The organism is Stenotrophomonas sp. GD03654, assembly GCF_029845105.1.
In the GTDB taxonomy this organism is placed as follows: domain Bacteria; phylum Pseudomonadota; class Gammaproteobacteria; order Xanthomonadales; family Xanthomonadaceae; genus Stenotrophomonas; species Stenotrophomonas africana.
The window spans coordinates 1-11,611 of the sequence record NZ_JAOCLC010000103.1; the positions used below are offsets into that span (position 1 = coordinate 1).

The following is an 11,611-nucleotide window of genomic DNA, read 5'->3' on the forward strand; positions in this document are numbered from 1 at the left end:
CTTTACCCGCTTTCGTCGCAAATCGGTTTCACACCGCAGGGGGCAGTGCCACGCTGGACTCCCTTCTCCGGAGCACCGTGCCATGCCGATGCTTGCCCTGCTGCTGTTGTGCGCCGGCCTGTTCGGCCGCGATACCGACGCCGGGGATGCCTCCCTGCGCAGCCAGATCCTGCAGGCCGACGCCGGGCAGGCAGAAACATCATCGATACCGGATCGGAAAGCGGATCCGGCAACCCTGCAGCTATACCGGCTACGCCAGGATCGCGTACTGCGCGTGGGCAATCAGCCGCTGCAGGCCGACACCCCGCAGCGGCGCGACGGCTCGGCGCGCTTTGCGCAGGTCTGGGAACGCGTGGACGGGCACTGGCGGCTGCAGCGCATGATCAGCATCGACGAATGGGTGGCCCAACGCTGACCGCGGGTTGCAGGCCACCGGCGCAAACGAAAAAAGCCGGCCCAAGGCCGGCTTCCATCGTGATCCACCGCTGCACCGGCAATGCCGGGAGCCAGGTGGTGGGCGGTACAGGGTTCGAACCTGTGACCCCTACCATGTCAAGGTAGTGCTCTACCGCTGAGCTAACCGCCCATCTTGTTCTTGCCGCCCGAAAGCTGGCCTTGCTACGTAAAAACCCGGCGCCAGGGCCGGGCTTTGCAGTTCACGACAGCCCCCTTCCGGAGACTTCGTGGTGGGCGGTACAGGGTTCGAACCTGTGACCCCTACCATGTCAAGGTAGTGCTCTACCGCTGAGCTAACCGCCCGTTTTTGCTTCTGAACGTCCGCGATTGCGTCGGTGCAGGCCGCGTATATTACGGATGCCGGCCGTGAAGCGCAACACTTTTGTGAAGAAGATGCTGCACTGCCGCGTTCAGCCCAGACTCGCTTCCTTCAGCTGCCGGATCTGGTCGCGCACGCGGGCGGCATCCTCGAATTCCAGGTTCTTGGCATGCTGGTACATCTGCTGTTCCAGCGCCTTGAGACGGGATGCCAGCTGGGCCGGATTGAGTGAACGGTAGTCGGCCCCCACTTCAGCCACTCCCGCCCGGCCCTTGCCCTTGCCTTTCTTGGCTTCCTTCTCGGCGGCGTCCGAACGCGCCCCTTCCAGCACGTCGACGATCGGACGCGCCACCGAGCGCGGCACGATGCCGTGCTCCTCGTTGTACTCGACCTGTTTGGCACGACGGCGGTCGGTCTCATCGATCGCGGCCTGCATCGAACGGGTGATCTTGTCCGCATACAGGATCGCCTTGCCACGCACGTTGCGCGCGGCGCGGCCGATGGTCTGGATCAGCGAACCGGTGGAGCGCAGGAAGCCCTCCTTGTCGGCATCCAGGATTGCCACCAGTGATACCTCGGGCATGTCCAGGCCTTCGCGCAGCAGGTTGATGCCCACCAGCACATCGAACTTGCCCAGGCGCAGGTCGCGGATGATCTCCACGCGCTCGACCGTATCCACGTCCGAGTGCAGGTAACGCACGCGGATACCGTGTTCGGTCAGGTATTCGGTGAGGTTCTCGGCCATGCGCTTGGTCAGCGTGGTGACCAGCACCCGGTCACCGGCCTTGATGCGCGCGTTGGCCTCGCTCATCAGGTCGTCGACCTGGGTGCCCACCGGGCGGATCTCCACCACCGGGTCGATCAGGCCGGTGGGACGTACGACCAGTTCGGTGATCTCGTCACCGGCCTCGCGGTACTCATAGGGGCCCGGCGTGGCCGACACATAGATGCTGCGCGGGCAGCGCTCTTCCCACTCCTCGAAACGCAGCGGCCGGTTGTCCAGCGCCGAGGGCAGCCGGAACCCGAACTCGACCAGGGTCTCCTTGCGCGAGCGGTCACCCTTGAACATGGCACCGATCTGCGGAATGGTCACGTGCGATTCGTCGATCACCAGCAGCGCGTCGGCCGGCAGGTAGTCGAACAGGGTCGGCGGCGGTTCGCCGGCGTTCTTGCCGGTCAGGTGCCGGGAGTAGTTCTCGATACCGTTGCAGAAGCCGACCTCGGCCATCATTTCCAGATCGAACTGGGTGCGCTGCGCCAGGCGCTGCGCCTCGACCAGCTTGTTCTGCGCGTACAGCTGCTCCAGCCGCTCCTTCAGCTCGACCTTGATCGTCTCGATCGCCGCCAGCACACGCTCCCGCGTGGTCGCGTAGTGGGTCTTCGGGTAGACCGTGAAGCGCTGCATGTTGCGCAGTGTCTCGCCGGTGAGCGGGTCGAACAGCGTGATCTTCTCGACCTCGCCATCGAACAGCTCCAGGCGCAGCGCTTCGCTGTCCGACTCGGCCGGGAACACGTCGATCACTTCGCCACGCACGCGGAACGTACCGCGCTGCAGCTCGTACTCGTTGCGCGTGTACTGCAGCTGGGTAAGGTGATTGATCAGGTCGCGCTGGTCGATGCGCTCGCCCTTGGACAGGATCAGGCGCAGCGACAGGTAGTCTTCCGGCGCGCCCAGGCCGTAGATTGCCGACACCGTCGCCACCACGATCGCATCCGGGCGCGACAGCAGGGTCTTGGTCGCCGCCAGCCGCATCTGCTCGATGTGCTCGTTGATCGAACTGTCCTTCTCGATGAAGGTGTCCGACGACGGCACGTAGGCTTCCGGCTGGTAGTAATCGTAGTAGCTGACGAAGTACTCCACCGCGTTGTGCGGGAAGAACGCCTTGAACTCGCCATACAGCTGCGCGGCCAGCGTCTTGTTCGGCGCCATGATCAGCGTCGGCTTCTGCACGTTCTGGATGACGTTGGCGATGGTGTAGGTCTTGCCCGAGCCGGTCACGCCCAGCAGCGTCTGCTTGGCGATGCCCGCTTCGAAGTTGCTGGTCAGCTTCGCGATGGCATCAGGCTGGTCGCCTGCCGGCGAGTACGGCGAGACGAGTTCAAAACGGTCGCTCATGGTGGTGCCAGTTCCCGGGAATGGTGAGTATACGGGGCATGGAGTGACGGCCCGCTGAGGGGTTTCCGGGCAGGCGAGCGCGGCGGTGCCTGATGGTGAACGCCCCGGCGTACGGCGAGGCTGTAGGCATGTCCCTTCGCCATCGCCCCGCCCGCCTCCACCGCGGGCTCCATCTGATCGAGTTCCTGATCGCCGTCATGGTGTTGGCGGTCCTGCTGGCGTTGGCGTGGGGCCCTTGGCAACGCATGTTGCGGCACTTCCAGGCGGAAACGCTGCGCGCCGAACTGGTGACCAGCCTGTCGATGGCACGCAGTGCCGCCATCACCGAACGCCGCCGCGTGACGGTCTGTGGCTCGTCGGATGGCATGACCTGCGACCAGGCATGGCGCCAGGGCTGGCGGGTACAGGTCGAACCGGCCAACAGCGCAACCGGCGCCGGAAGGGAACTGCGCGTGCACAGGACACGCCAGCGTCATGTCGACCTGCGCACCAGCGATCATCGGCCCGACGTGCGGTTCCGGCCCGACGGCCGCAATGCCGGCACCAACCAGTCCATCGTGCTGTGCGTGGACGGGCAGGAGCACAGCCGCGTCATCATCAGCGTCCCCGGACGGGTCAGGAGCCAGCGCCCGCAAAGGCCCACCGCCTGCTGATGCCTGCAATGCCAACGCAGAAACGAAAAAAGCCGCGATTTCTCGCGGCTTTTTCGAATCTGGCGCCCGAAGTTGGACTCGAACCAACGACCCCCTGATTAACAGTCAAGTGCTCTAACCGGCTGAGCTATTCGGGCGGGGTGCGCATTTTAGCCAGCGTTCGGTGGGGAGTGCAAGCCTTTTATGCGATGCCGCCCAAAGGCCTGCCCTTTACCAGCATCCGGGCCCCTTGCTGGCATTCGGCGTCTTTCGCCCGGCCTGGTCCAGGGTCAGTGTGCCGCAGTCATCCTTCTTCTGGATCTCGGTCGGTGCCGCCTGGAGGGTAAAGGAGGTGCCATTCGGCGTTCCCACGTAGGAAAGCGTGTATCTGGCGGTACCGTCCCGTGGCGATTGCGAGAACGGCAGCGTCATGCCCGCATAGGTGTTCTCCACGGTATGCCGCCGCTCCAGCATCTGCGCCAGCTCGACCAGATCGGCCTTGGCCTGGGCACGATTGGCCTTGCGCACATAGGCCTGGTACGAAGGCAACGCGATGGCAGCAAGAATGGCGACCACGGCCACGGTGATCATCAGCTCGATCAGGGTGAAGCCGGTGGCGGTTCGACGCCTGCTGTACACATGCATGGGCAACCTCGATATCGGATTCATCAACGGATCTGCCGCCACGATTGCCGCCCACAGGGCCGTGGCATGTAAAGCGGATCGGCGCCGGCCGCACGCAGCACAAACGTACACTGGCTGGCCTGCAGCATCTTGTCGACCGTGCACCCCGTGTCGCCAGGTTTGCAGGGCGTAAGCTTGGGCACAAAGATGTTGGTGTCCTTCACTGGCGGCCCTTGGCTGAGATCACCCTTCTTGGTCAGGGCGACACCACCGCAGTTGCCGGTGCACAGCGCTTCTCCGCCGATGGTTGGGCTCAAGCCGGACATCTGGCCACCACCGGTCAGCAGATTCAGACCGTACAGCCAGTTCACGCCACCGCCGCTGCCGCAGATGGCGGTACCTGGCACATAGGACGTGAAGAACACGATGCCGTTCTGCACACGGGGGTTGCCGACGAAGCGTTCGCCTTCGACTGCCGATCCGGCCTGCAGGTCCACATACCAGCCGCGGGCCGAACCGTAGTTCACCGCATTGCGGGTGACATCACGCAATTGATAGCCGCTGGCCGATGTGCCGGTAGTGATCACCTGCTGTACCAGATTGTCGCGCGTGCCAACCGCACTGGCGAGGTTATCCCAGATGCCATACAGCGACTGCACTGGCGAGGTGCTGCTGACCGCATTGTCATCGGCGGCGAAATACTGGCCGGTACCGAAGAACAGACTGATGCCGCCGCCCGGACCCGTGCTGATCTCGATGCCGCTCATGATCGGCTGCGGGCTGTTGTTGCGCGTAGCGGTGAACAGCGGCGTTCCAGACAGGGCAATGTTCCAATCGGTCGGATCGGTGCTGGAAAGATCGAACTTCCAGATATTGCCCTGCATGTCACCGCCATACACAGTGTCGGTGATGCCGTCATTGTTCTTCAACGCCACCGTGGCGATGTTGATCAGGCCATTGCGTGCCGCGTACTTGGCACCTACCGGCGAAAGCCGCTTGAGTACCTTGCCGGTCTGGATATCAACCACGAACAGCGCTGCCTTGCCGCTGGTGGAGTTGACGCCATTGCCGAAGATCGCAACGAAGCGCGGCGCAGCATTGGCATCGGCGCCCTTCACCGCCACCACAGCCGGCTTGCCCAGCACGAACCCGAGATCCGACTCTGTCTTGCCCGAGACTTCCCACAACACACTCGATGCACCGAACGCGGTCGGATCGCTGACATTCAGCGCGAACACGGAGCCATTGCCTACGCTCGTCGCATTGGGCGCCTTGCTGGAGCCACCACCACCCGTGGTGCCCACCAGCACCGTGTTCCAGGCATCCCCGTAGTAGACGTCGGACGACGTCAGTGGGCCATCCACGTAGTAGCGATGCCCATACTTGGGATTGGCCAGCTCGGCAATGTGCTGCATGGCAGCTGACGGAATGAAGGCCAGTTCTTCGGTACCGCCGGATGCTCCATTCGAACCGTTGAAACCATGCACCATCCCGTCATTGGCGCCAACATAGATCATCGTCGGCGGCCCCGAGGTCGCGCGCTTCGCTTTCAGGAAGGTGTCATAAGACGTGCCCAGCGTCGCCTTCCACTTGACTGTCGACTGCCTCGCCCAGCCTGCATAGCCGAAGTCATCCGTTTTGGAGACGATCTCGGTGGTGGAATTGACGATGTCACCCAACGGCGAAGTACGCGAACGGAGTCCGCTCACCGCCGCGCCGCGCAGATAGTTGACCAGGGTGGTCGAGGTCTGATTCGCGAACCATGCAGGAATCGAGTCACTGAATCCCAATGCCGACAGCTTCGCCCGCTCATCGTTGCCCGGCAGATTGGTGGCCAGGAACTCGTTCGCATTGACCGGGGTCACCGTGCCATCGGACGCGGTCTTGGTCGGGGACGTCGCCATGTAGATGCGGCGCGTGGCACTGCCGATACTGCTGGACGCCTTCCACAGCACGGCTCCATCCGCACCCTGGCCATCGACCTGCGTGGCAATGACATCACCGGTCCAGTCCACAGTGCCAGAGGGCACGCTGTAGTGGGACGATACGGTGAACGAGTTGGTCGAAATGCGCGCGCCACTGCCGCTGCCACCGACCGGCGCATCACCTTCCGCTGCGCTGTTGAAGATCGCCTCCAGCGCCTCCTTCAGTTTGGTCGGATTGCGTGCCAGGAAGTAGTTATCCGGCACCCCTGGCTTCTTGCTGTCCCACTTCTTGCCGGCCGGGACACCGTACTTGGCGGCATACCACAGCGGGCTCTGCAGCTGGCCCGCCGCAGTGGTAGAGGCCTTGTACTTGATGACTACCGGCCTCTGCCAGTTGCTCGGGAAGTTGTTTGTGCTGGTCAGCACGGAGCCATTGCTGTTGCCCGGACGCAGTGCCAGACGCTGCACGGTGCTGGAGGCATTTGAGCCTGTGATCGTGTAGCCCGTCAGCATTGCGTTGCCAGCGTACGCCGACAGGTTCTCGATCCGGATGAGCACTTCATCCTCCTCGACCTTGCCGGCCAAAGTCGTGCCAATCCAATCCACCCCTTTGTTTGCAGTTGTGTAGTCGCACAGTCGCGTATTGCCCGCGGCACTGTTGCTCACTTTTGCATCAGCACGCCAGCAGATGTTGTTGAAGGCGCCGGTATCGTTGCACGCGGCGCCCACGCAGTAGCTCAGCATGGCAACGACGTCGTTGTCATGGTCATTGCCCCACAGGGAGTCTTCCCACACCAGCGAGAAGCTGCCGGACTTCGCATCTGTCCGGTAGGGACGGCCATAGACCAGCTTCCCGCCAGTGTCGTTCGCCTGCTTGGTGCCAATGCCGACCGAGCCCAGGAAGCAGCTGCGCCAGCCGGTGCTCGCTGCCGTTGCGCCACCGGTATTGTTGGCCTGGCAGAGGGGGGCCAATCCGATCTTGCTGTTGCCCACCGCGATCTCGAACTGCGGGAGGTTCTCCGCCATGGCAACGGCATAGGTGGTGGCAGTGACCTTGTACGTGCTTGGCTTGTTCTGCACGTTGGGGCGCAGATCGGTTTCAGCTGCGGCCTTGGCCAGTCCCGCCATCAGGAAGCTGCCTTCCATCGAAGGAATGTCGGGGCAGATGCCACGCGCCTTGCTGAGGCCACTGATTGTCTGCCCTTGGCAGATATCGCTGTGGGTATCAAGTGAGGTGTAGCGCGGCGTATCACCCACGCGACCGATCATGTAGCTCTTGCCGGTGATTCCTTCAGCCGTGCCGACTGCATCGGTCGCGGATACCGCAGACACAAGGCCGGTCACGGAACCGACGTTGTCACTGTCGAAGGACGGCAGGCCCGAAGACAGCACCAGGATGTTGCAGGTCGCACAATAGGAATTGCCACCATCTGCAGGCAGGCGATAGGGATCCTTCCAGCTGACGTTGGTCGGCAGACCACTGAGGTCCCCGCTGTCGCTGTAGACCTTGGAGCCCGCCGTGATGTAGCGCAGCGCTTCCGCATACATTTCCGCCAATGGGTTGCCCCAGGCGCTGCACTTCTGGCCACCGGTTCCCGGATCGGTCAGATTGCCATTTCCCTTCTGGTCCTGGCGGTTGAGGATGCCGTAGGTGTTGCAGTCATTCCAGTTGTTGGACCAGTTCCAGTTGTCCAGACGGAAGCCTGAAATCGCATTGATCACGCCCTCATCGTCGGCTTTGGCGCTTCCCGTCAGATTCAGGTAGCAGAACTGCCCCGTAGACAGGTCGATTTCATCACCCACACCGCAGAACTTCGTACCATTGCCCGCGATCTTGCCGATATTCCGCCGCAGCACACCGCCATCCCGCGGGTTGGCGTAGGTTCCCGTCACGAGCCCAAAGCGCAGTCGCCCGCTCTCACCGTAGGTCTGCAGCAGCCCGGCCGGCTTGAAACGGTCGGTGATGCCATCGTTGTATTTGCGGCAGAAACTCTCACGCACCGTTGAGCTGGCATCACACACCTCCACGCGCACGGTGTAGTCCGTGGCCGAGCGGGGAATGTCCGCGTAGCCATCGGCGGTGCTGGCACGTCCGGTATCGCACTGGTTGCTGGCCGTCGAGGCCCACTCGCCCAGTGCACCTTCGGCCACGCGCATCAGCGGCGCCCCGGTTGCAGAACGGGTCACACTGCAGAAGCTGAAGGTTGTCCCGCTTCCAGCAAGGTTGGCGAACTCGCGAAGATTCGATCCACTGTAGACCTTGACCCACGCATGCAGATCGCTGGGGATCGGCGCCCGCTCCAACACCGTCTTTTCCTTCGTATCGGTGAAGCGCTGGCCGCCGTACAGCACGTAGCGCATCACATCCAGGCGACTCATCGTCACCCAGTTGAGGAAGTTGCCCGACCACGCGCCGCTGCAGCTGTGCTTGTTGGCGCCCTTTGCCTCTGCACTGGCCTTGAAGACACCGCTGTTGTACGAGTAACAGAGGTTGTAATCGAAGTAGCCTGAGTAATCGAACTTGTCCTGGTAGGTGGTGTCCAGCACCCCGTCCCCGTCCAGGTCGCTGTAATCGCTGTAGGCCTTGTTGAACAGCTGCTCGTCACGCGACATCACCATCATCATCAATGGCGGCTGGCTCTGCTTGCTGTACAGCGGCTCCTGCGCGATGTCGTAGTCACCAAGCGCGGCCTGCAGCGGAATGATCAACGCGGCAAGGCCGGCAAGCGCAGCAACACCCACACCGGCCCGCAGCCAGGTGGAGGAACGAAGTCGAAGGAAACGGCGCTCGCTGTTCATGGGATGAAGATCGTATCGATGACCGCACTGGCGGACGCATTGGAGGGATCGTCACTGGCAAGCGCCGTGACCTGGTAGATGTTCCCGGTTTCTTCGTTCTGTCGGCCGCCGGTGCGCCGGCTGGACGCTGCAAAGCACTTGTCGATGCGACGCGTATAAGTGGACTTGGTCTCGCTGAGACCATCGGCCCAGGTCTGCGGATCGTAGGAGGGACTGCATTCCTCCTGGCTGGCCTTGAAGATGCCCCCGTCAGCCAGCGCCTTCTCGATGGATTTCTCGGTCTGCCGGGCGTCGGCCTCAGCATTCTGGAAGGCAACGTTGCTGCGCAGATAGTTGGCAGCCATCCGTTCCTGCATGCTTGTGACCTGCATGCCGGCGATGCCCAGCAGGGCCATCAGCACCAGCATGATCAGCACGACGTACAGCACCGCGCCGCGCTGGGAACGCGGTGAATGCAGAGAATGGCGGCGGGCGGGATGGGTACGCATGGTGGCCTCAGTTGCCATACAGGCGATTGCGCAGAGCGATCGTGCTCTGGTAGGCGGCGCGCATGCGGCCGTCAGAAGGCGCGGTGTAGGTCACGCCGAGCGCGGTCAGCGGCGTGCTTGAACTGGCCTGGACAGATGCGGCCGGGTCTGGACTGGACACCACCAGCCCCAGTTGCACCGTGCCCACGCGCTGCCAGCCACGCGAGGCCGGCACGATGGAGGCCTGAACATCGGTCGCGGTACCCTGGCGATCAATGTAGCCGGTCGGCGACACCGTGCTCAGACCGTGATCCTGGCCATACAGCAATTGCATGTTCTCCACGCCCTCGACCAGCGCCTCTGCTGGTCCCGCGACCAGGGCAGCACCGGGCTTGGCGGTGAATCGAAGGCGATACAGCGACGATTGCTTGGTCGTAGCGTCGTAGCCCACGTACAGGATGGACGTCTCGGCGCGATACAGCACCGCCTGGCCGGGCTGGTAGTTGCGGGCGATGGCCACGTCGTTGTTGGGTGCAGTGCCCACTGTCACGGTACCGGCCTTTGCGTCGATCGCACGAGCTTGGAAGACCGTGGCGGAAATGCAGTCGGCCACACCGAACAGCCCCGGGTCGGTAACTCCGCTATCAAGCACGGCAAGACGTTTTGGATCAAAACTGAAAACCGGCTGGGCAACCGTTCCGGCTACCGCGGTGACCGGCACACCGGTCGGCACCAGATAGCGCAGAGCGACGATATCGCTGCCATCGACCCGGTTCTTGATGGCCGCGGCGAACTCACTCGGCAACGCCGGGGAGTACTTGGTGCCCCCCGTTGACGGCGTTGCCGCCAACGTCACTGCGTCGCCCGGCTTGGTATTCGTTGCTTCGTAGCCCTGAATCGACCGCGCGAAGTCCAGAGCGGGGTGTCCTCCCGCAGCAAAGGTGGTTGCCAAGGTGCCCTGCGGATCATGCGCCTGATCGTTCACGCAACCGAAGTGCCCCGCCATGCGCAGTTCGCGTTGCAGGGAGTCCATCGCGAAACGACTGTTCTCCTGGACCCGCGCAAGCCCTTCAGACAGCTGGTAGGCCGTGCGTGAAGCGGCGAACACCTGGACCACGCCCAGCATGATGATCAGGCCGATGGTCAGGGCGATCATCAGCTCGATCAACGACAGGCCACTCATCGTTTGGCGGGAGCGCATTCTGGTCATCACAGCAGGCTCTCGGCAGCAAAGGTGGTGTCAGCCTTCGAATCGGGATTCCAACGCTCATCGCCCCAGCTGACCGATACCCGTACCCGGCCGTCATTGACAGTCACCGTTCCGGACGCCGAGTCACCCAGTGCGCGGCCGAGGCGACAGCGCCAGTCGCGGGTGAAGTCATCCTTGCCGATATCCTTGCCGATGGACGGCGCGCAGTCCCCCTTGCCGGTGGTAGCAGCATAGGTACCGGCATAGCTGAGCGCGTTGATCCGGTTGGCACGGATCTGATCAAGCAGTTCGTACCCCAGGTTGGTGGCCTGGGTGCGATAGTTCGCGCTCTGCACGAACCGTACATTCATCGTCTGCAGCAGCGCGAAGCCCAGCAGGCCGATACCCATCACCAGGATCGCGATCATGACCTCGATCAGGGTGAAACCTCCCTGCGCCGCACGGTGCGGCTGGAAGCCGATCTTTCTCATGAGCAACTCTCCTTCAACAGCCGCACCTGTCCCGTAGGCGATATGCGCAGCGTTCGCTGCAGGGGCTGCTCGCCACACTTTTCAGGGCGCAGTGTCACATCGACTTCCGCGTTGGCGCGATTGCGGCCACGGCCATCGAAGCCGATGGTCAACGCTTCGGTTGCGGACTTCATGGTCGGGCGACCTTCGCTGTAGCGCAGCACGTTCTCACCGGAATCAAGCGCCCCGTTGCCGTTGCGATCCTCCCAGACCATCCAGCCGTCGGCCCAGCTGCTGCCATCACACTCTTTGCCCGCTGTGGATGCGCATACAGCCCCACCACGCGTGTTTTTTATCGCCTCGGAACGGGCAAGCGCCAGCGACGCGATCAGTTCGTTGGTCGTCGTGGCCACACGATTTGAGCGGATCGTACTCTGGAAGCTGGGATAGGCGATGGTGCTCAGGATCGCCAGTACGGCAACCGTGACCATCAACTCAACCAGCGTGAAGCCGTTTTGCCGGCGCAAAGACATTGGACGCTCCCCAGCGTGTTGGTGGCCACGATGGGCCATCGCCCCGCCACCGGCAAGCGGCGGCAGGATGAACGGTCAATC

The 11,611-nt window shown here is 62.9% G+C and carries 9 protein-coding genes and 3 tRNA genes; 2 read left to right on the forward strand and 10 right to left on the reverse strand.

Annotated features, from left to right (window positions below; genetic code table 11):
* Nucleotides 1-82 precede the first annotated feature (82 nt).
* Nucleotides 83-415, forward strand: a complete 333-nt coding sequence (locus tag N5J73_RS22785; RefSeq protein ID WP_049444505.1) for a hypothetical protein — start codon at nucleotides 83-85, stop codon at nucleotides 413-415.
* A gap of 96 nt (nucleotides 416-511) precedes the next feature.
* On the opposite strand, the gene N5J73_RS22790 is transcribed toward N5J73_RS22785, so the two are convergent.
* From N5J73_RS22790 to uvrB, 3 genes are all read right to left on the reverse strand, one after another.
* Nucleotides 512-586: transfer RNA gene (locus N5J73_RS22790), tRNA-Val, on the reverse strand.
* A gap of 98 nt (nucleotides 587-684) precedes the next feature.
* Nucleotides 685-759, reverse strand: a tRNA-Val gene (locus tag N5J73_RS22795).
* Between the two features lie 107 nt (nucleotides 760-866).
* The gene (uvrB, locus tag N5J73_RS22800) at nucleotides 867-2,891 is read right to left on the reverse strand and encodes an excinuclease ABC subunit UvrB (protein WP_049445148.1); all 2,025 of its coding nucleotides are present in this window, start codon (nucleotides 2,889-2,891) and stop codon (nucleotides 867-869) included.
* A 128-nt stretch (nucleotides 2,892-3,019) separates the two neighbouring features.
* Between uvrB and N5J73_RS22805 the strand changes: the two genes are divergently transcribed.
* Nucleotides 3,020-3,544 (forward strand): GspH/FimT family protein, encoded by a 525-nt coding sequence (locus N5J73_RS22805; protein ID WP_049445151.1) that lies wholly within the window; start codon nucleotides 3,020-3,022, stop codon nucleotides 3,542-3,544.
* A 60-nt stretch (nucleotides 3,545-3,604) separates the two neighbouring features.
* Here N5J73_RS22805 and N5J73_RS22810 read toward each other — a convergent pair.
* From N5J73_RS22810 to N5J73_RS22840, 7 genes are all read right to left on the reverse strand, one after another.
* A tRNA-Asn gene (locus N5J73_RS22810) sits at nucleotides 3,605-3,681 on the reverse strand.
* 73 nt (nucleotides 3,682-3,754) lie between these two features.
* Nucleotides 3,755-4,168, reverse strand: coding sequence for a type IV pilin protein (locus N5J73_RS22815; RefSeq protein WP_049446493.1), 414 nt, complete (start codon nucleotides 4,166-4,168; stop codon nucleotides 3,755-3,757).
* Nucleotides 4,169-4,191: 23 nt separating this feature from the next.
* On the reverse strand, nucleotides 4,192-8,871 hold the full coding sequence (locus N5J73_RS22820; RefSeq protein ID WP_080354836.1) for a PilC/PilY family type IV pilus protein: 4,680 nt from the start codon (nucleotides 8,869-8,871) through the stop codon (nucleotides 4,192-4,194).
* Entirely contained in the window at nucleotides 8,868-9,377 is a 510-nt protein-coding gene (locus N5J73_RS22825) for a PilX N-terminal domain-containing pilus assembly protein (RefSeq protein ID WP_307741273.1), read from the reverse strand. The genes N5J73_RS22820 and N5J73_RS22825 overlap by 4 nt, the downstream gene beginning before the upstream one ends.
* Nucleotides 9,367-10,548: a PilW family protein gene (locus tag N5J73_RS22830; RefSeq protein WP_049446492.1), complete on the reverse strand. Its 1,182-nt coding sequence runs from the start codon at nucleotides 10,546-10,548 to the stop codon at nucleotides 9,367-9,369. Before N5J73_RS22830 ends, N5J73_RS22825 begins: the two co-directional genes overlap by 11 nt.
* Entirely contained in the window at nucleotides 10,548-11,018 is a 471-nt protein-coding gene (gene pilV, locus N5J73_RS22835) for a type IV pilus modification protein PilV (RefSeq protein WP_049446490.1), read from the reverse strand. Before pilV ends, N5J73_RS22830 begins: the two co-directional genes overlap by 1 nt.
* Nucleotides 11,015-11,530 (reverse strand): Tfp pilus assembly protein FimT/FimU, encoded by a 516-nt coding sequence (locus N5J73_RS22840; protein WP_049446489.1) that lies wholly within the window; start codon nucleotides 11,528-11,530, stop codon nucleotides 11,015-11,017. The genes pilV and N5J73_RS22840 overlap by 4 nt, the downstream gene beginning before the upstream one ends.
* Nucleotides 11,531-11,611: the final 81 nt, after the last annotated feature.